The 19,548-nt window shown below is 66.7% G+C and carries 20 protein-coding genes; 12 read left to right on the top strand and 8 right to left on the bottom strand.

All coding sequences use genetic code 11. From position 1 onward, the window contains the following. Both KPL74_11585 and miaB read right to left on the bottom strand, forming a co-directional pair. A complete protein-coding gene (locus tag KPL74_11585; protein QWT18385.1) occupies window positions 1–984 on the bottom strand; it encodes a PhoH family protein in 984 nt (327 codons plus the stop codon). Window positions 985–1,054: 70 nt separating this feature from the next. Then, window positions 1,055–2,386 (bottom strand): tRNA (N6-isopentenyl adenosine(37)-C2)-methylthiotransferase MiaB, encoded by a 1,332-nt coding sequence (miaB, locus tag KPL74_11580; GenBank protein QWT18384.1) that lies wholly within the window; start codon window positions 2,384–2,386, stop codon window positions 1,055–1,057. 246 nt (window positions 2,387–2,632) lie between these two features. Here miaB and KPL74_11575 point away from each other — a divergent pair, with 246 nt between their 5' ends. Further along, window positions 2,633–3,766, top strand: coding sequence for a lytic transglycosylase domain-containing protein (locus KPL74_11575; protein QWT18383.1), 1,134 nt, complete (start codon window positions 2,633–2,635; stop codon window positions 3,764–3,766). Between the two features lie 25 nt (window positions 3,767–3,791). Here KPL74_11575 and KPL74_11570 read toward each other — a convergent pair whose 3' ends face one another. Then, entirely contained in the window at window positions 3,792–4,985 is a 1,194-nt protein-coding gene (locus tag KPL74_11570; protein QWT18382.1) for a trypsin-like peptidase domain-containing protein, read from the bottom strand. A 189-nt stretch (window positions 4,986–5,174) separates the two neighbouring features. Here KPL74_11570 and petA point away from each other — a divergent pair, with 189 nt between their 5' ends. From petA to KPL74_11545, 5 genes are all read left to right on the top strand, one after another. After that, complete coding sequence (gene petA, locus KPL74_11565; GenBank protein QWT18381.1) at window positions 5,175–5,777, top strand: ubiquinol-cytochrome c reductase iron-sulfur subunit; 603 nt, start codon at window positions 5,175–5,177, stop codon at window positions 5,775–5,777. Window positions 5,778–5,833: 56 nt separating this feature from the next. Next, the gene (locus KPL74_11560) at window positions 5,834–7,078 is read left to right on the top strand and encodes a cytochrome bc complex cytochrome b subunit (GenBank protein QWT22610.1); all 1,245 of its coding nucleotides are present in this window, start codon (window positions 5,834–5,836) and stop codon (window positions 7,076–7,078) included. Then, window positions 7,071–7,823: a hypothetical protein gene (locus tag KPL74_11555; protein ID QWT18380.1), complete on the top strand. Its 753-nt coding sequence runs from the start codon at window positions 7,071–7,073 to the stop codon at window positions 7,821–7,823. The genes KPL74_11560 and KPL74_11555 overlap by 8 nt, the downstream gene beginning before the upstream one ends. 100 nt (window positions 7,824–7,923) lie before the next feature. Next, entirely contained in the window at window positions 7,924–8,568 is a 645-nt protein-coding gene (locus tag KPL74_11550; protein ID QWT18379.1) for a glutathione S-transferase N-terminal domain-containing protein, read from the top strand. A gap of 49 nt (window positions 8,569–8,617) precedes the next feature. Further along, on the top strand, window positions 8,618–9,079 hold the full coding sequence (locus KPL74_11545) for a ClpXP protease specificity-enhancing factor (protein ID QWT18378.1): 462 nt from the start codon (window positions 8,618–8,620) through the stop codon (window positions 9,077–9,079). A gap of 27 nt (window positions 9,080–9,106) precedes the next feature. Here the strand turns inward: KPL74_11545 and KPL74_11540 are convergent, their stop codons facing one another. The 4 genes from KPL74_11540 to KPL74_11525 form a co-directional block, all read right to left on the bottom strand. After that, window positions 9,107–9,499, bottom strand: a complete 393-nt coding sequence (locus tag KPL74_11540; protein QWT18377.1) for a DUF3301 domain-containing protein — start codon at window positions 9,497–9,499, stop codon at window positions 9,107–9,109. Between the two features lie 118 nt (window positions 9,500–9,617). Then, the gene (nadC, locus tag KPL74_11535; GenBank protein ID QWT22609.1) at window positions 9,618–10,430 is read right to left on the bottom strand and encodes a carboxylating nicotinate-nucleotide diphosphorylase; all 813 of its coding nucleotides are present in this window, start codon (window positions 10,428–10,430) and stop codon (window positions 9,618–9,620) included. A 143-nt stretch (window positions 10,431–10,573) separates the two neighbouring features. Beyond that, window positions 10,574–12,859 (bottom strand): DUF1631 domain-containing protein, encoded by a 2,286-nt coding sequence (locus KPL74_11530; GenBank protein QWT18376.1) that lies wholly within the window; start codon window positions 12,857–12,859, stop codon window positions 10,574–10,576. Between the two features lie 77 nt (window positions 12,860–12,936). Beyond that, window positions 12,937–13,227 carry a hypothetical protein gene (locus KPL74_11525; GenBank protein QWT18375.1) on the bottom strand — a complete coding sequence of 97 codons (291 nt, stop codon included), beginning with the start codon at window positions 13,225–13,227 and terminating at the stop codon, window positions 12,937–12,939. 67 nt (window positions 13,228–13,294) lie between these two features. On the opposite strand from KPL74_11525, the gene purE reads away from it, so the two are divergent. Both purE and KPL74_11515 read left to right on the top strand, forming a co-directional pair. Beyond that, entirely contained in the window at window positions 13,295–13,810 is a 516-nt protein-coding gene (gene purE / locus KPL74_11520) for a 5-(carboxyamino)imidazole ribonucleotide mutase (protein ID QWT18374.1), read from the top strand. Then, window positions 13,807–14,961: a 5-(carboxyamino)imidazole ribonucleotide synthase gene (locus KPL74_11515; GenBank protein QWT18373.1), complete on the top strand. Its 1,155-nt coding sequence runs from the start codon at window positions 13,807–13,809 to the stop codon at window positions 14,959–14,961. Before purE ends, KPL74_11515 begins: the two co-directional genes overlap by 4 nt. A gap of 125 nt (window positions 14,962–15,086) precedes the next feature. On the opposite strand, the gene KPL74_11510 is transcribed toward KPL74_11515, so the two are convergent. Further along, window positions 15,087–15,668: a superoxide dismutase [Fe] gene (locus KPL74_11510; GenBank protein ID QWT18372.1), complete on the bottom strand. Its 582-nt coding sequence runs from the start codon at window positions 15,666–15,668 to the stop codon at window positions 15,087–15,089. 108 nt (window positions 15,669–15,776) lie between these two features. On the opposite strand from KPL74_11510, the gene grxD reads away from it, so the two are divergent. From grxD to KPL74_11490, 4 genes are all read left to right on the top strand, one after another. Beyond that, entirely contained in the window at window positions 15,777–16,100 is a 324-nt protein-coding gene (gene grxD, locus KPL74_11505; protein ID QWT18371.1) for a Grx4 family monothiol glutaredoxin, read from the top strand. After that, on the top strand, window positions 16,097–16,870 hold the full coding sequence (locus tag KPL74_11500; GenBank protein QWT18370.1) for an SDR family NAD(P)-dependent oxidoreductase: 774 nt from the start codon (window positions 16,097–16,099) through the stop codon (window positions 16,868–16,870). Before grxD ends, KPL74_11500 begins: the two co-directional genes overlap by 4 nt. Window positions 16,871–16,931: 61 nt before the next feature. Further along, a complete protein-coding gene (locus KPL74_11495; GenBank protein QWT22608.1) occupies window positions 16,932–17,528 on the top strand; it encodes a YhgN family NAAT transporter in 597 nt (198 codons plus the stop codon). Between the two features lie 191 nt (window positions 17,529–17,719). Continuing rightward, window positions 17,720–19,426: a lysophospholipid acyltransferase family protein gene (locus KPL74_11490; protein ID QWT18369.1), complete on the top strand. Its 1,707-nt coding sequence runs from the start codon at window positions 17,720–17,722 to the stop codon at window positions 19,424–19,426. Window positions 19,427–19,548 lie beyond the last annotated feature (122 nt).

Raw genomic sequence — 19,548 nt, 5'->3', positions numbered from 1 at the left:
TCACTTGGCTTCGTCCTGCTTGTCTTCGAACGCCTCGTAGGCGCGCACGATCTTCGCCACCAGCGGGTGGCGGACCACGTCGCGCGAGGTGAAGAAGGTGAAGCTGATCCCGTCCACGCCGCGCAACACCTCGATGGCGTGGCGCAGGCCCGAACGGATGTGGCGGGGCAGGTCGACCTGGGAGACGTCGCCCGTGATCACCGCCACCGAGCCGAAGCCGATGCGGGTCAGGAACATCTTCATCTGCTCGACCGTGGTGTTCTGCGCCTCGTCGAGGATCACGTACGAGTCGTTTAGCGTACGGCCACGCATGTAGGCCAGCGGCGCGATCTCGATCACATTGCGCTCGATCAGCTTGCCGACCTTCTCGAAACCGACCATTTCGTACAGCGCGTCGTACAGCGGGCGCAGGTAGGGATCGATCTTCTGGCTGAGGTCGCCGGGCAGGAAGCCGAGCTTTTCGCCGGCTTCCACCGCGGGGCGCACCAGCAGCACGCGCTGCACGCGGTTGGCTTCCAGTGCCTCGATGGCGCTGGCCACGGCGAGGTAGGTCTTGCCGGTGCCGGCCGGGCCCACGCCGAAGTTGATGTCGTGGGTGGTGATCGCGTGCAGGTAGCGTGCCTGGTTAGGACCGCGACCCTTGATCACGCCGCGCTTCACCTTGATCACCACTTCCTGCGCGGATTCGGCAGCCTGCTCGTTCAGGGCATCGATGCCCGATTCGGCCAGGTGGATGTTGATCACGGCGCCGGTGAGCACTTCGGTTTCCGTCGCGGCATACAGCGCGCGGATGACCTGCTCGCCGGCCTTCGCCGATGCTTCGTTGCCGATGACGCGGAACAGCGCGCCGCGATGATCCACCTCGACGCCGAGCCGGAGCTCGATCTGGCGGATGTGCTCATCGAGCGGGCCACACAGGTTGGCAAGGCGTGTGTTGTCCTCGGGATCGAGGGCGAAGTCACGCTGGGAAAGGCCTGGATTCATAAAGACCATGTAGGAGCGCGCATGCGCGCGATCAAGGTTGCGGTGGCGTGGATCGCGCGCAAGCGCGCTCCTACATCAGGACGTGGACGCGGCCACGCAGCGAGTTGCTCATGGCCTCGGTGATCAACACGTCCACAAACTGGCCGATCATCCGCGGATGGCCGGGGAAGTTCACGAAACGCATGTTCTCGGTGCGGCCGGTCATTTCGTTCGGATTCTTGCGGCTCGGCTTCTCGACCAGCACGCGCTGGACGCTGCCGACCATCGCCTCGTTGATCTTGCGCGCGTTCTCGTTGATCGCGGCCTGCAGGCGCATCAGCCGGGCATGCTTCTCGTCGGCCGGGGTGTCGTCGGCGAGGTTGGCGGCTGGCGTGCCCGGGCGCGAGGAGAAGATGAACGAGAAGCTCTGGTCGAAGCCGATGTCGTCGATCAGCTTCATCGTCTTCTGGAAATCGTCCTCGGTTTCACCGGGGAAGCCGACGATGAAGTCCGACGAGATGCAGATGTCGGGGCGCACGGCGCGCAGCTTGCGGATCTTCTGCTTGAACTCGATCGCGGTGTAGCCACGCTTCATCGCGGAGAGTATGCGGTCGGAACCGGCCTGCACGGGCAGGTGCAGGTAGTTGGCGAGCTGCGGCACGCTGGCGTACGCCTCGATCAGCGAGTCGGAGAACTCCAGCGGATGCGAGGTGGTGAAGCGGATCCGGCCGATGCCGTCGATCTGCGCGATGGCGTGGATCAGCACCGACAGGTCGGCGATGTCGCCGTCGTGCATCGGGCCGCGGTAGGCGTTGACGTTCTGGCCAAGCAGGTTGACCTCGCGGACGCCCTGCTCGGCGAGCTGGGCCACTTCCACGATGACATCGTCGAACGGGCGGCTGATCTCTTCGCCGCGGGTGTAGGGCACCACGCAGTAGGAGCAGTACTTCGAGCAGCCTTCCATGATCGAGACGAAGGCGGTCGGGCCCTCGGCGCGTGGCTCGGGCAGGCGGTCGAACTTCTCGATCTCGGGGAAGCTGATGTCGACCTGGGCCTTGCCGCTGCTGCGGTTGGCTTCGATCATCTCGGGCAGGCGGTGCAGGGTCTGCGGGCCGAACACCAGGTCCACGTACGGGGCACGCTTGAGGATGGCGTCGCCTTCCTGCGAGGCCACGCAGCCGCCGACGCCGATCAGCACGGGCTTGCCGTTCGCCTTGTGCTGCTTCCACTTGCCCAGCTGGCTGAAGACCTTTTCCTGGGCCTTCTCGCGGATGGAGCAGGTGTTGACCAGGATGACGTCCGCTTCGGATTCGTCCTGGGTCAACTCCAGGCCATGGGACGCACGCAGCACGTCGGCCATCTTGGCCGAGTCGTACTCGTTCATCTGGCAACCGTGGGTCTTGATGAAAAGCTTGCCGCTCATGGGGCTTGGGTACCGTGTTGCGTGGCCTATTACCGAACCGCGCAGTTTACGCCGCACCCGGGAGCGGCGCCAGATGGCGGCGAAAGATCAATGACTTGCGTGAAGGTCGTCACGTCTTTCGTGCTTGCTGGGGGCGGGGCGCTGGGTGACAATCGCGCCATGGTTCACGACGCGACGCCAGGGGAAAGCGCCGGCCATCACGCCTGCCGTTTCCTTGCCATGGGGCCGGTCCTGAAAAGGGCCGCGATGCTCTGCGTCCTGCTGTCGGGCGTGCTGGCGGCCCCCGCGTTCGCCGGGGCGCTGTATCGCTGCACCGGTAGCACGGGAGAGACCGTTTTTTCCGGCACCGCGGCGGGCTACAAGGACTGCAAGCGGATCGGCAGCACGCCGGCGGCCCGTCCGGCCCGGCCGTTCCATGCCCCGTCGGCCGCCAGCTCGCTTCCGGACGTGGTGCTTGCACCGGGCAAGGCGTCCGCGTCCGGTGCTGCGCCGGCCACGGGCGGTTCGCCGACGCCACCGGTGGACCTGGCGGCGACGCCGCGACCCTCGTTCAAGGGTGTTTCCGCGGGCGTGGTCGGGCCCGACGAACCGGTGACCTCGCTGGTCGGCGTGGTCGGCGGCGTGGTGACGGACGCCGAGGCGAAGACCGAGGCGGCGAAGGCCGAGTTGCCGCCGGTGATGGCGCCGAAGGGTAGCTGGGACTACAAGGAGTCCGCCTCCACCGACCTGGCAGCGAGTCCGGCACCGGCCGCACCGAGTGGCTCGCGCGTCTTGCGCGGCGCGGTGTACCGGATCACCCGGGCCGATGGCGGGGTGGAATACACGAACATCCCGCAGGCCGCGGCGGAGGGCAGGAGCGTCAAGATGCTCTTTACCTATATCGCGACCTGCGTGGCCTGCGACGTCCATTCGCGGATCGACTTCAACAGCGTGGCGCTCAACCTCACCTCGTACGGCGACGTGATCCGCACGGCGAGCGTGGATTACCACGTCGACGAGGCGCTGCTGCGTGCCGTGATCCATGCGGAAAGCGCGTTCAACCCGCGGGCGTTGTCAGTGGCTGGCGCCCAGGGACTGATGCAGCTGATCCCGAGCACGGCCCGCGACATGGGTGTGCGCGATGCCTTCGATGCGGAGCAGAACATCCGCGGTGGCGCGCGCTATCTCGCCCTGCTGCTGCAGAACTTCAACGGCAACGAGCGCCTGGCGGCAGCGGCCTATAACGCCGGCCCCGGCGCGGTACAGCGCTACAACGGCGTGCCGCCCTATGACGAGACCCAGGTCTACGTCGAGCGAGTGGGCTTGCTGCGCAAGCGCTATACGGAGAGCCTGAGGCGGCCGGGGACCGGCGTTCCGCTGGCCGATCGCGGGGCGATGTAACGCCGGTCGCGAACGCGGCGGCGGACTAGAGGCTGCCGGCGGACGCCGGGTTCTGTGCCTGGACGGGGGCGCTGGGCGGGCGTTGCACGGGCACCACCGACAGCGAGAACGGCTGGCCGTAGCGCAGGCCGGACAGCGTCACGGCGGCGCCGGGCTTCAGCGACGCCTCGTGCCGACGCAGGTCCGACGGGTCGAGGATGTCCTCATCGCCCAATTTGAGCAGTACGTCACGTTGCTGGACACCCGCGAGCGCGGCGGGTCCGCCCGGGGATACCTCGTTGACCACCACGCCGCGCGCGGCGGAGGGCAGGCCGCTCTCTGCGGATACCGGCACCGGGCCGTAGTCCGCGCCGATCCACCCGCGCACCACGCGGCCGCTCCTGATGATCTGTTCCAGTACATCCTTCGCGCTTTGCACGGGGATGGCGAAGCCGATGCCTTCGGCACCCACGGCCTGGCCGATCAGCGAGGTGTTGATGCCGACCAGCTCGCCGTGCGCGTTGACCAGCGCACCGCCGGAGTTGCCGAAGTTGATCGCGGCATCGGTCTGGATGAGGCTTTCCAGGCTGGACAGGTTGAGCTGGCGGCCGATGGCGCTGACGATGCCCATGGTCACGGTCTGCCCGATCCCGAAGGGGTTGCCGATGGCCAGCACCACGTCGCCCACGCGAGGCCGGGTCTCGGCGTCGGTCATCTTGATCGCGGGCAGGTTGCCTGCGTCCACCTTGAGTACGGCAAGGTCAGTCTCGTCGTCCGAGCCGACCACCCTGGCGCTGGCCACGCGGCCGTCGTAGAGCAGCAGCTGGATGTCGTCGGCATTGGCGATGACGTGGTTGTTGGTCAATACATAACCATCGTCGCTGACGATCACGCCCGAGCCCAGGTTCTGCTGGCGGCGCGTGCGCACCGGGCCCGTAGGGACGCTGAAGATGCGCTGCAACACGGGGTCGGAGTAGAGCTGCCTCGGCTGCTCGGTCACCAGCTTGTTGGCGTAGATATTTACCACTGACGGCGCGGCCTTGGCGACGGCATCGGCGTACGAAACCGGCCCTTCGGAGGCGCCCGCGGCGGCCGCTGGCGGCGTCGTTTGCTGGCCGGAAAATCGCTGCCGCAGCAATGCGCCACTGCCGGGCCACAGCAGGCCAATCACGAAGGCGATGGCAAGGCCAAGCACGACGAAGCGGGCGACGAAGGCGAGCGTGCTGGCAGCGTGTTTCATGGAAGACCGGTTTTTCCGCATCCTGGCGGGTCGGTGGCGGCCCTGTCTTTACATCGGGCAGGGATATGTTCACTTTATTGTACGTGGGTGGTGCTGACGTTACACTGACGTAATTTTGCGGATGCCGATTTCCGAAAGAACCGGCGATGGGGCCCGCAAACCTCAATGGCATTAGTTCCGGAGAGCCTGATGGCGAACGAAGAAGTCGTCGATCACGGGCGCCGTCGCTTCCTAACCACGACGACGGTGGTCGTTGGTGGTGTGGGAGTGGTCGCGGCGATCGTGCCCTTCATCAAATCGTGGGAGCCATCGGCGAGGGCCAAGGCCGCGGGAGCGCCGGTCACGGTCGATATCAGCGCCATCGAAGCGGGGCAGAAGGTCACCTTCGCGTGGCGCAGCCTCCCCGTCTTCGTCGTCAATCGCACGCCGGAGCAGCTTGCGCAGCTGAAGGGCCTCGAGCCCCGCCTGCTCGATCCGAAGTCGACCGACGCCGGCCAGCAGCCCGAGTTCGCGCAGAACGAAACCCGTTCCCTCAAGCCTGAGTGGCTGGTCATCATTGGCCTGTGCACCCACCTGGGCTGCGTTCCGGACTTCGTCCCGGACATCAAGCCGGAACCCTTCGACGCGAACTGGAAGGGCGGCTTCTACTGCCCCTGCCACAAGTCGCGCTACGACCTTTCCGGCCGCGTGTTCAGTGGCGTGCCGGCACCGAAGAACCTGGCGGTGCCGAAATACCACTTCATCGACGACACGCACATCCAGATCGGCGTGGACCAGGAGGGCAAGAGCTGATGGCTAACACACTGTCGCGCCTCGGAAACTGGTTCAACGAACGTGCCCCGGGCTTCATGCCGATGTACCGGAAGCACATGACCGAGTACTACGCACCGAAGAACTTCAATCTTTGGTACTACTTCGGTTCGCTTGCCCTGTTGGTGCTGGTCAACCAGATCGTCACCGGCATCTTCCTCACCATGAACTACAAGACGAGTGCGGCGGAAGCCTTCAACTCGGTCGAGTACATCATGCGTGACGTGGAGTGGGGCTGGCTGATCCGCTACATGCACTCCACCGGCGCCTCGCTGTTCTTCGTCGTGGTGTTCCTGCACATGTTCCGCGGCATCATGTACGGCTCGTTCAAGAAGCCCCGCGAGCTGGTCTGGGTGCTGGGCATGCTGATCTTCCTCGTGCTGATGGCCGAGGCCTTCATGGGCTACGTGCTGCCGTGGGGCAACATGTCGTTCTGGGGCGCGAAGGTCATCATCTCGCTGTTCGGCACCATCCCCGTCATCGGCGACACGCTGGTGCAGTGGATCATGGGTGACTATTTGCCGGCGGATTCCACCCTCAACCGCTTCTTCGCGCTGCACGTGATCGCGCTGCCGCTGGTGCTGTTGCTGCTGGTGGTCTTGCACCTGGCGGCGCTGCACGAGGTCGGTTCGAACAACCCCGACGGTGTCGACGTGAAGCACGGCCCCAAGGGCAATCGCTGGTCGCCGGACAAGCCGACCGATGCCATCCCGTTCCATCCGTACTACACGGTGAAGGACAGCTTCGGCGTCGGCTTCTTCCTGATGATCGCGGCGTTCATCATCTTCTTCGCGCCCACGTTCGGCGGGTGGTTCCTCGAGCACGACAACTTCACGCCGGCGAACAACCTGGTCACGCCAAGCCACATCAAGCCGTCGTGGTACTTCACCCCCTTCTACGCCATCCTGCGCATGATCCCGTCCTTCTTCGGCACGGCGATCTGGGGCGTGCTGGGCATGTTCGGCGCGATCCTGCTGCTCGGCCTGCTGCCGTGGATCGACCGCGGCGAGGTTCGCTCGGTGCGCTTCCGCGGCCTTGGCTTCCGCATCGCCCTGGGCGTGCTGGTGGTCACCTTCCTGGCCCTGGGTCTGGTCGGCGCGGGCGTCACCGCCGAGCTGATCCCCGAGTGGTTCCCGGGGGCGGATGTCACCACGGTCGAGAACGCGTTCGGCCGGCTGATGGTGCTGGGCTACTTCGGCTTCTTCATTTTCCTCTTCGTATACACGCACTTCGGGTTCGAGAAGACCAGGCCGGTGCCGGAACGGGTGACGATGCATGATTAAGCGCTATCTCTCCACGCTCGCCCTCGCGCTGGGCCTTGCCGCCGTCGCCCTGCCTGCCCTTGCCGCCGAAGAGGGCGACCTGCCTTCGGCCGGTACCAACGTGCAGGACAAGGCCTCGCTCCAGCGCGGCGCAAAGCTCTTCTTCAACTACTGCGTCGGCTGCCATTCGCTGAAGTACGTGCGCTATTCGCGGCTGGCCAGTGACCTGGGCCTGACCGAAGACGAGGTGATGAAGAACCTCAACTTCACCGGGGCCAAGTTCGGCGAGACCGTCATCTCGCACATGCCGGCGGATGCGGCGAAGGGCTGGTTCGGCAAGGAGCCGCCGGATCTTTCGCTCGAAGCCCGTGCCAAGGGTCCGGATTTCATCTTCAACTACCTCAACTCCTTCTACCTGGACCCGAGCCGTCCGGTGGGCTGGAACAACACGGTGTTCCCGAACGCCTCCATGCCAAACCCGCTGTGGGAGCTGCAGGGGCTGCAGGTGGCCGTGCACGCCGAGGGCAAGGCCGGGGCGGACGCCGCCGTGGAGAAGCTGGAGCTGCATACCCCGGGTCGCATGAGTCCGGAAGAGTTCCGTGCCGCGACCCGCGACCTTACGGCTTTCCTCGAGTACACGGCCGAGCCGGCCGTGCTGGTGCGCCAGTCGGTGGGCCTGTGGGTGCTGCTGTTCTTGGCCGGCCTGACCTTCCTGCTGTACCTTCTGAAACATGAGTACTGGAAGGACGTCCACGAGCATCACTGATTGATGTCCCCCGGGGCGACCTACGGGTCGCCCCGTTCCGTTTAGGCGCGGCCGCAGGGCCGCACCGTTGTCCGGCGCAGCAGGGAGGGAGATCCAAAGCATGGTCCAGAATGCACGTTCGCGCACGGCGCTGACGCTTTATACGAGCGCCAGCGACATCCACTGCCACCGTACGCGCCTGGTGCTGGCGGCGAAGGGTGTGGCGTATGACAGGATCATCCTGAAGCCGGACGTGCCCACGCCGGACCTGCTCGAGCTCAACCCCTACGGCACCTTGCCGACCCTGGTCGACCGCGACCTGACGGTGTACGACACCCTGATCGTCACTGAATTCCTCGACGAACGTTACCCGCATCCTCCGTTGATGCCGATCGATCCGCTGTCTCGGGCTCGCCTGCGACTGGCGACCTGGCGGATCGAGAACGACTGGCTGCCCGAAATCGAGGCCATCCTGGAAGGCGGCCGGGGTGCCGATGCGGCGCGCAAGCGGCTGCGCGAACACCTGCTGTTTTCCGTGGATCTGTTCCGCGCCTCGCGGTTTTTCCTCAACCCTGAGATGAGCCTCATCGATTGCCTGGTGGCGCCGGTGGTCTGGCGGCTGCCCTGGCTGGGCGTTGACCTCGGCCCGTCCGGCAAGCCGATCGTGGATTACGGCGAGCGGCTGTTCCACAGCCAGGGCTTCGCGAGGAGCCTCACGCCAGAGGAGCGGGACATGCGTCCGGACTTCAATTTCGCGCCCGGTTAGCCCTGACCGGCCGTATCCCTTAAACTCCCCTCGAAATGAGGATGTGGTAATGGATACGAACGAAAGCCCGGGCATGACCTCCAATCGGCCCTACCTGCTGCGCGCCATCTACGACTGGATCAGCGATAACGGCCTGACCCCCTACGTGCTGGTGGACGCCAACCTGCCCGGCGTGAAAGTGCCGTCGCACGTGGTCAAGAACGGCCAGGTCGTGCTCAACCTCGCCATGCGCGCCGTGGCCAATCTGGATCTCGGCAACGATCGCATCGCCTTCCAGGCCCGTTTCTCCGGCGTGAGCCAGAGCATCGTGATCCCGATCGCCGCGGTGCTGGCGCTCTACGCGCAGGAAAACGGCCAGGGCATGATGTTCCCGGCCGACGAAAACGAAGCCGAAGGCGACGGCATGGCGCCGACCCTGGAAGCCGTGGACGACAACGCCAGCGCACCGGCGACCGGCGGCGACGACGATCGCCCCAAGCGCGGCGCCCCCCACCTCCGCGTCGTCAAGTAGGAGCGCGCCTGCGCGCGAAACGCCTACTCAATGCACCCGCCGACGATCCGCCAGCGAAATTACATTCCCCGGCAAGCCGGTCTCGGTCGCCACGACCGTCTCCAGCTCCGGGTTATCCGCATGCGGTAGCGAATAGCTGGCGACCTCGTCGCCCGCCATCCAGATCCTGGCCGGTTGCCGGCTTTGCCCATCCTCGCTGACTTCGAACGCATAGCAGCGTTCCAGCCGGCGACCGCCGTCGACACCCTGCAGGCGAATGGCGCGCAGCCCGACCGACTGGTCGAGCAGCTGTAGCCCGTGCCGCTTGCACAGCGCCGTCGCCGCGCGCACGGCCACTTCACGGGCCCGCGTCAGCTGGTACCAGCTGGCGATCACCGCCGCGATGCCCAGCAGCCAGAAAAGGTCGGATACGGAGTTCATAGGGCCAGTGTGTGGCCGCTGGGCCTTGAGAACAAGAGCATGCACGCCGATACCTGTGGCGCGTTGTGGGCGATACCTGATGCGCTTTCGCCGTTACCCATCGCGCGCAGGCGCGCTCCTACAGGTCGAGGCGGAGGGAGAGGTCGATGGCGCGGACGTTCTTGGTCAGGGCGCCGCTGGAGATGAAATCGACGCCGGTGTCGGCGATTGCGCGGATCGTGTCGATTTCCACGTTGCCCGACACTTCCAGTGGAATCCGCCCCGCGGTGTAGGCCACGGCCTCGACGAGCATCGCCGGGGTGAAGTTGTCGAGCAGGGCGCGGTCTGCACCGGCTTCCACGGCCTGGGCCAGTTCCTCCATCCCTTCTACTTCGACGATCAGTGGCAGGCTAGGGTGGATCGACCTGGCGGCGCGCACGGCGGCGGGGATGCCGCCGGCGGCGATGATGTGGTTTTCCTTCAGCATCATCGCGTCGAACAGGCCGATGCGATGGTTGGTGCCGCCACCGCAGCGCACCGCGTACTTCTGCGCGCGACGCAGGCCGGGCAGGGTCTTGCGCGTGTCGAGAACCCGTGTGCGCGTGCCCGCGATCGCATCGACGTAGCGCGAGGTGACCGTCGCCGTGGCCGATAGCAGCTGCAGGAAGTTGAGGGCGGAGCGTTCTGCCGTCACCAGCGCGCGCGCCTTGCCGGCAAGCCGGCAGATGGCCGACCCGGCAGCGATCCGGTCGCCGTCGTGGGCGAGCCATTCGATGCGCACATCGGGATCGAGTTTGCGGAAGCTGGCGTCGAACCATGCAGTGCCGCAGAGCACCGCCTCTTCGCGACAGGTGAGCACCGCCGTGGCCGTGGCATTCGGGTCCAGCAGGTCGGCCGTGGCGTCGCCCGGGCCGACGTCTTCGGCGAAGGCGCGGTCGACGTCGGCGAGGATCTCGCTGGATGGCGGGAGGGCGTCGGCGAGTTGCGGCGAAGCGGTCGTGGTCATTGGGTGGCTGTGGCGTCGGTAAAGACGCCTACGTTACCAGCGGACCATGCTGCCGGGCGACCCGTCGGGGGCGCCCCGACCCGCAAGGGTCAGGGTGCGTCGGGCGTGCGCAGTTTTTCGACGATGGCATCCATCGCGCGGTCGAACAGCAGGGTGGAATCGAGCACGCGGGCCGTACCCTGCGCGAAGGCCTGGGCGAGGCCGGCAAGGCTGTGGTCGGCGACCTTCAGGCCACGGCGGTTCACGAACAGGAAGCGGCCGCTGATCGGGCTGACCCATGACAGCTTCGCGCGGTCGGTGGTGCCATCTTCGGCGGTGAATTCCAGCCACTGGCCGACCTTGAGTTCACGCGCCTGCGAGAGGTAGCGCTCGTCGAAGGCTTCGTCGAGCAGCGCTTCGCTTTCGTCTTCCGGTTCCGGCTCGAGCACCGGCTCCTCGATGGCCTGGATGGCCTCGGGCAGCGGCATCACGCTCGACACCAGGGTGCCGCTGTCCAGTTCCGGCGTGACTTCGCCGAGCTGCTGGCGATAGAAGGCGTGCAGCTGGGCCAGCAACTGTTCGGTGTCGGCTTCCTGGAACGCCACCGAGGCCAGGCCGCGGCGCAGCGAACGCTCGATGCCCGGGAGCAGGGCGCGCAGGTCGCGTCGCGTGTCGGTGTCGTAGACCGGCTTCGCGCTGGCGATGAAATGGTCGATGAAACGCAGCGATTCACGGAACTCGGCGGATTCCTCGCCCTGGCGAAGCAGGGTGAGCACCACGTAGTTGGCCCACGCGCGGGTCAGCACGCCGTAGATCAGCGGCGGCAGGTTCGCGCCACCGATGCGGGTGACGATCTCCTGGGCGGCGCGGCGGCGGGCATGCTCGAGCTTTTCACGGCCGCGGGTGGACTCGGCCACGCGCTGCTCGGCGAGCTCGGCGCGCTTGCGCACCACGTCGAGGAAGTCCTGCAGTTCCGCGGCGAGGCGATTGAAGATCGCCACGTCGTCGTCGAAGTCGTGCAACAGGCGCTCGACGATCGACTTCACCTTGTCGAACAGGCGGCCGTCGCGATCGCCCTCGTGCGACCAGCCCTTGGCGGCGTCGGCCAGGGCGTCGAGTAACTGGCGTGCCGGGTGCGACTTGTGCGCGAACATGCGCCGGTCGAGCAGGGCCACCTTGAGGTACGGGATCTGCAGGCGTGCAAGCAGCACCTGCATTTCGGCCGGGAGGTTGCGGTCTTCGAGGATGAACTCGAAGAGCATGCCGACCAGGTCGATGGTGTCTTCGTCGACGCCGGAGACGTGCGCGGTCTGCTGGCCGCGCAGCTGGCCGATCTGGGCGAGCAGTTGGTCCTTCAGCTGGGCCACGTCGCGGGCCATGTCGGCCTGGCTGGACAGGTGCGCGGCGCTGGTGGGCAGCACGGCGATCTGGCTCTGCAGGAGTGCCAGCGCGCCGAGCAGCTCGGTTGGGCTGGGCAGTGGGCCCGTCGGCATCGGCATGCCGCCGCCCATGCTGGCGCCACCCTGTGCACCTGGCGTGACCATGCCCCTGCGCGCCGAAAACAGCGCATGCAGCGACTGCATGAACTCGGCCGCGGCGGCGTCGGTCACCGGTGCCGCCGTCGGGTGGGCCACCGGCGTGGCGGTGGAATCCGGGCCCATCGGCGCGGGCGCATCGCTGCGCCGGGTGGAAATCTCGTGGCGCAGCTGCGGCAGGACGCCGGCCGCCGCCAGCTCGTTGTTGATGTCGTCGTACAGCTCGTCGATGCCGGCCAGGACATAGCGATCGAACAGCTTGTAGATGATCAGCTTTACCCGGACTTCGACGATCAGCTCGCGCAGGGCCTGGCGGAACGCGCCTGCCAGCGATTGCGGACCGACGGGGTTGCTGGCGTCGTCCATCTTGTTGCCGCCGCAGATCACCGACAGGCGCTGGTTGACGGCGAACAGGGCGCGCGCGAGGCGCTGCTCGTTCTTGCCGACCATCGAGGTGACGGCGAGCGACTCTTCCAGCTCGTTCTCGCCGACCAGGCTCAGCTCGATGTTGGCGAGCGGGCGGGTCTGGTTATCGGCTTCCGGGGCGCGGGTGCGACCCGCGGAAAAATCGGCCAGGTCGCGGGCGACCTGGCCGAGGAAGGTCCGCTCGACGATCGCGCGTTTCTTGCGCACTTCGCGCATGCCGTCGAAAAACTGGGTCTGCGCCGCGTTGTTCTCGGCCTTCTCGGCCAGGTCGAACAGGGCGTCGTCGATGTTCTCGAACATGTTGCTTGCAAGCGCATGCAGGCGCTTGGTGGCGAGGCCGCGCACGGTGGCGAGGAGCGCGCCCACCCGTTCGCTGCGCGGATCGAGGCGCTGGCTTAGATCCACCACATTGGACGGTTCGCTCGCGTTACTCATCGCGCATCCTGGAAAAATCGGGCCCCCGCCTGAGGGAGCCATTGTGCGGGAACCGGTGTCTCAAAGTGTGACCTTTGTCACGGATTGTGCGCGCGACCCGTATCAGCTGCAAACCCAGCCAATTGCGTGGTGCCGATGCCGGATTCGGGCAGCATCACGGGGATGCCGTCGTCCACCCGGTAGACGACCTGGCCATCGGTGGTGATGAGTGCTTCGCCCAGCGGCTCGGCGACCTTCTCGCCGGCCACGGTGTCGATCGAGCCGGCCTTGATGGCGGCGTTGAGCTGGTCGCGTTCGGTGGCGGTGAGGGGGCGCAGCGGGCGCTTGCTGACAGGGCAGCAGAGGATGTCGATGAGACGCTTGTCCATGGGGCCTTGAGGCCAACCTTATTGAGCCGAATGTTCGTACAATAACGGCTTTTGGATGCTCCGGCCAATGACTTCCAACGACGGAATCGAGGCGAACGCACCGCGCATCGGCGTGGTCATGGGTTCGCGTTCGGACTGGGAAACGATGGAACACGCTTCGTCCACGCTGGCCCGCCTGGGCATCGTGCACGAGGTTCGCGTGGTCTCGGCCCACCGCACACCCGACCTGTTGTTCGACTACGCCGACGCGGCCCGCGCCCGTGGCATCCAGGTGATCATTGCTGGCGCCGGCGGCGCCGCCCACCTGCCGGGGATGATCGCCGCGAAGACGCCGCTGCCGGTTTTCGGCGTGCCGGTGCAGTCCAAGGCATTGAATGGCATGGATTCCCTGCTTTCCATCGCGCAGATGCCGGCCGGCATCCCGGTGGGGACGCTGGCCATCGGCCGGGCCGGCGCGACCAATGCGGCGCTGCTCGCCGCCTCGGTGCTGGCCTTGCACGATCCGGTCGTCGCCCAGGCGCTGGACGCCTTCCGCGCCGAGCAGACCCGCACCGTCCTCGACAACCCGGATCCGCGCACGTGACCCGCACGCTTCCGACCGTCGGCATCCTGGGCGGTGGGCAGCTGGCCCGCATGCTCGCCCTGGCGGCCTCGCCGCTGGGCATCCGCACCCTCGCCGTCGACGGCAGTGCTGATGCCTGCGCCGGCCAGGTCACCGAGCTGGTGGTCGCCGACTGGTCCGACGAGGCCGCGCTGGCCGAGGTCGCCCGCCGGGTGGACGTGCTCACCTTCGATTTCGAGAACGTCCCTGCCGCTGCGGCCGAGCGCCTGGCCGGGCTGGTCGACGTGTTCCCGAACCCGCGCGCGCTGTCCGTCGCCCAGGACCGCCTGAGCGAGAAAACCCTGTTCCGCGAATGCGGCCTGGGTACCCCCGATTTCGAAGCCGTGGACACGCGCGAGGACCTGGTCCGCGCCGTGGAGCGTATCGGTGTGCCCGCCGTGCTGAAGACCCGCCGGCTGGGCTACGACGGCAAGGGCCAGTTCCGCCTGAAGACCGCCGAAGACATCGACGCCGCCTGGGCCGCCCTCGGCGAAGCGGCCGGGCAGGTCGGCCTGGTCCTCGAAGCCTTCGTGCCGTTCGAGCGCGAACTCTCGGTGGTTGCCGTGCGTGGCCGCGATGGTGCGTTCCGCACGTGGCCGCTGACCCGCAACTGGCACGTCGATGGCGTGCTGTCGGTGAGCCTGGCCCCCGCGCCGGGTACCACGGACGCGCTGGAGCAGGCCGCCACGGCGCATGCCCGCAAGGTGGCCGAGGCGCTGGATTACGTCGGCGTGTTCGCGCTGGAGCTGTTCGTCTGCGAGGGCAAGCTGCTCGGCAACGAGATGGCGCCGCGCGTGCACAACTCGGGGCACTGGACGATCGAAGGCGCGCATACCAGCCAGTTCGAGAACCACGTGCGCGCCGTGCTCGGCCTGCCGTTGGGCGATACCGGCGTGCGCGGGGCGAGCGCCATGCTTAACTGGATCGGCGAGATGCCCGATCCGGCGCCGATCCTGTCGGTGGCCGATGGCCACTGGCATGACTACGGTAAAGAAAGCCGCCCGGGCCGAAAGGTCGGCCATGCCACCGTGTGTGCCCAGGACGCCGGCAGCCTTCGCGAGAAGTTGCGCGAGGTGGGTGTCGGGCTGGGGCGGGAAGGGCAGGTGGCGCCGGCTGTCGAGGCGCTGGGCTGAGAGGGCGAGGCGGCGGCTGCGCCGCCATGCCTAAATTCGCGCGCAGGCGCGCTCCTACATGTACCGATTACCGTGCAGGTACCGGATAGCGTGTAGGAGCGCGCCTGCGCGCGATGGGTTTTGCGTCAGGCCAGGTTCTTCGCGGCGAAGTCCCAGTTCACGAGGTTCCAGAACGCTTCCAGGTACTTAGGGCGGGCGTTGCGGTAGTCGATGTAGTAGGCGTGTTCCCACACGTCGGCCGTGAACAGCGGCTTGTCGCTGCCGGTGATCGGCGTGGCGGCGTTGGAGGTGTTCACGATGGCCAGCGAGCCATCCGGGCGCTGCACAAGCCAGGTCCAGCCCGAACCGAAGTTGCCGGCGGCCTGCTTGGCGAACTCTTCCTTGAACGTGTCGACCGAGCCGAAGGCCTTGGTCAGTGCGTCGGCCAGCTTGGCCGGCGGCTCGACCTGCTGCGTGGCCGGGCGCATGGAGTTCCAGTAGAAGGTGTGGTTCCACACCTGTGCGGCGTTGTTGAAGATGCCGCCCGACGAGGTCTTGACGATGTCTTCGAGGCTCTTGCCCTCGAACTCGGTGCCTTTCACCAGGTTGTTGAGATTGGTGACGTAGGTCTGGTGGTGCTTGCCGTAATGGAACTCGAGGGTCTCGGCCGAGATGTGCGGCTCCAGGGCATTCTTCTCATACGGAAGCGGGGGAAGTTCGAACGCCATAGTCTGGACTCCTTAGCGATGGCTGGGGGGAAAGGGGTGGCGCAGGGCGCGGGTCGCGTCACTGCTACACTATGAAACATTCAGCATTCTAATGATGAAACCCGACCTATGGACGTCGTAGACGAGATCAAGGCCATCGTGGCGGCACATCCGATCGTGCTTTTCATGAAAGGCACGCCGGAATACCCCACCTGCGGATTCTCCGACCGCGCGGTGAAGGCCTTGCAGGCGGCCGGCGCGACGTTCCATTCGGTGAACGTGGTGGCCGACCCGCGCATCCGCGCCAGCCTGCCACATTATTCCAACTGGCCGACCTTCCCCCAGCTGTTCCTGCTGGGTGAGTTCATCGGTGGCTGCGACATCGTGGAAGACCTGCACGCCGCCGGCGAGCTGAAGCGGATGGCGGCCGACGTCGCCGGGGCCGCCACGTGAGCGTGCTGCCGTCGGCCGTGCTGCCCGAAGGCTGGTCGCCCGCGCCCGGCGTCCTGGCCGGTCGCGTCTATGTCGTCACCGGCGCCACCGGTGGCCTCGGTGGCGAAACCGCCCGCGCGATCGTCCGCGCCGGCGGCACGGTGGTGATCACCGGCCGCAAGGTGCGCCTGCTGGAACGCTTCCATGACGAGCTGGTCGCCCTCGGCGGCACCCAGCCGGTGATCCACCCGCTGGACCTGGAAAGCGCCACCCCGAACGATTTCGCCGCCCTCGCCGATGGCCTGGAGCAGGAGTTCGGCCGGCTCGACGGGCTGGTCCATGCCGCGGCGCATTTCAACGAACTGACGCCGCTGGCGATGCACAAGCCCGACGACTGGCTGCGCGCGATGCAGGTGAATGTCTCGGCGCCGTTCGCGCTGACCCAGGCCTGCATGCCGTTGCTGGGGCGCGCCGACGACAGCGCGGTGGTGTTCGTGCTCGACGACCCGGACCGGGTCTCGCGTGCCCACTGGGGCGGCTACGGCGTGTCCAAGGCCGCCGTCGAGCGCATGGCCGCCGTGATGCACGCCGAACACAAGGGCGGTGCGATGCGTGTCCACGCACTGCTGCCGCCGCCGATGCGCACGGCCCTGCGCCGCGCCGCTTACTACGGCGAAAACACCATGGAGAAGCCGCTGCCCACCGCGTCGGCCGAAGCCATCGTCTACCTGCTTTCCGGGGCCGGCGCCGACGCGCGCGGCACCGTCCTCGATATCCGCCCCACCCACTGACTTACCGCACGCCCGATCCCCAGGGCGCGCACCGAAGGAGTAACCCCCCATGGAAACGCAGATGACGACGTTGTCCGCGGGCATCCTGCTGTTCCTGATCATGGACCCGCTGGGCAACATCCCGCTCTTCCTCGCCCTGCTGAAGGACGTGCCGCCGCAGCGCCGGCGCAAGGTCATGGTGCGCGAGCTCCTGATCGCCCTGGCCGTGCTGATCGCGTTCCTGCTCGGCGGCCAGGTCATTCTCAAGCTGCTCCAGCTGCGCCAGGAGTCGGTGAGCATTGGCGGCGGCATCGTGTTGTTCCTGATCGGCATCCGCATGGTCTTCCCGCCCGTGGAGGGCGGGGTGTTCGGCAAGCAGGGCGAGGGCGAGCCCTTCATCGTGCCGATGGCGATCCCCGGCGTGGCCGGCCCGTCGGCGATGGCGGCCCTGTTGCTCCTGACCAATTCCCAGCCCGGCCGGACGGCGGAGTGGGGTATCGCGCTGTTCCTGGCCTGGCTGGCCACGGCGGTGATCCTGCTCAGCTCCACCTTCCTGTTCAAGTGGCTCGGTGAGAGTGTTCTCACGGCACTTGAGCGGCTGATGGGTATGTTGCTGATCGCCTTGTCGGTGCAAATGTTCCTGGGCGGCGTATCGTCTTATCTGCACATTGCCGTATGAACATACGTGGCGGTAGGGTAGCTGTCATAATTCACCGCGAGCATGGGCGGGGCCGGGACTGACCCGGCGCCGGGCATGGCCAAAGCCCCATCCAGGGGCCTCGAAAGGGTGTTCAAAGGCGCTATGACAAACCGAGACTCCGCACCACGCCCGTACGGTATGCACCGTCAGACGTCCAAGGGAGCCGCAACATGCTGAGCATCGACCGCACCCTGCAGGAACGCTTGCCATGGCTGGCCCAGCATCCGAAGCTGCGCAAGCCGCTGACCGGGCTGCTTGGCACGCTTGCCCATGAAGAACGCTTCAATGGCGTCCTCGATGCATTGAAAGACACCCAGGGCATCGAGTTCGCCGAGCGCGTGCTCGAGCACCTCGGCGTCAGCTGCAGCATCACCGAGCGCGAACGCGAAAACATCCCGGTGGAAGGCCCGCTCATCGTCGTGGCCAACCACCCGTTGGGGATGGTCGACGCGATGGCCCTGGTCCAGATGATCGCCTCGGTGCGCCGCGACATCCGCGTGCTGGGCAATGAAGTGCTTGCCGCCGTCCCGCAGATGGGCCCGCTGCTCCTGCCGGTCGACATCTTCGGCAAGGGCGCCACCTCGCGCATGCGTGCACTGTTCCGCAGCATCGAGGCGGGCGAAGTGCTGGTCATGTTCCCCGCCGGCGAAGTGTCGCGGGTGCGCGCCGGCGGCGTGCGCGACGGCAAGTGGTCGGACGGTTTCGCCCGCATCGCGGCGAAGGCCGGCATCCCCGTGCTTCCCGTGCATATCAATGCGCGCAATTCGGTCGCGTTCTACGGCCTGTCGATGCTGGCCAAGCCGCTGAGCACCGCCATGCTTCCGCGCGAGGCGACCTCGGGCAAGCAGCGACTCGGCATCCGCATCGGCAAGCTGGTCGATGCCGATGAATTGAAGCAGGTTAGCGACGGGTCGTCCGAGCGCGCTGCGAAGCTGATGCGCCGCCACGTGTATCGCGTCGGCCAGCAGCGTGGCCTGGTGTTCGGTGGACAGACCCCGCTGGCGCATCCCGAACCGATCGAGCGCGTCGTCGCCGAATTGGCGAAGGCGGAAGTGCTGGCCGATCTTGGCGGTGGCAAGAAGGCCTTGCTGGTGCAAGGTTCGAGCGATAGCGCGGTACTGCGCGAGATCGGCCGCCTGCGTGAACTGACCTTCCGCCGCGTCGGCGAGGGCACCGGCAAGCGCCGCGACCTCGATGCCTACGATCCGTATTACGAGCACCTGGTGCTGTGGGACGAGAAGGCGCTGCGTATCGTTGGCGCGTATCGTTTCGGCCACGGTGCCAAGCTGATCGGCGAGCGTGGCATGAGCTCGCTCTATACCTCGAGCCTGTTCGATTATTCGCCGGCGCTTGAATCGCGCCTGGCCCAGGGCCTCGAGCTCGGCCGCAGCTTCATTGCACCGGCGTACTGGCGCTGGTCGCGTGCACTGGACCAGCTGTGGCAGGGCATTGGCCTCTACCTGCGGCGCCATCCGGATATCCGCTACATGTTCGGTCCGGTGAGCATGTCGGCGGCGATCCCGCGCGAGGGTCGCGAGTGGATCGCGGCGGCACACCAGCACTTCTTCGGCGTGCAGGGCCTGGCGGCAGCTCGCCAGCCATTCCTGATCCCGCAGGAAACGCTGGAGTCGGTCCGCGCCGAGCTGGAAGGCCTGGATGCGGCCGGCGGGCTCGGTAAGCTGAAGAATCGCCTCGACGCGCTCGGCGTCACCCTGCCGGTGCTGTACCGCCAGTATGTCGACCTGGTCGATCCGCAGGGCGTGCAGTTCCTCGCCTTCGGCGAAGACCCGGATTTCGCCGGCTGCGTCGACGGCCTGGTGATGCTCGACCTGCAGAGCCTCAAGCCCGCCAAGCGCGCCCGCTACCTCGGTACCTGACGCGCTCGCGCTCGTGTAGGAGCGCGCCTGCGCGCGAAAGCCAACGAAGCGGTGATGCCAGAAGGCCTCTCACCGCTTCCTAAGCACGCTTTCCAACGCATCCAGAGGATGCTGATCGGCCA

The sequence above is a fragment of the Bacillus sp. NP157 genome (assembly GCA_018889975.1).
Taxonomy (GTDB): domain Bacteria; phylum Pseudomonadota; class Gammaproteobacteria; order Xanthomonadales; family Rhodanobacteraceae; genus Luteibacter.
This window is presented reverse-complemented; position numbering and strand designations above follow the sequence as displayed.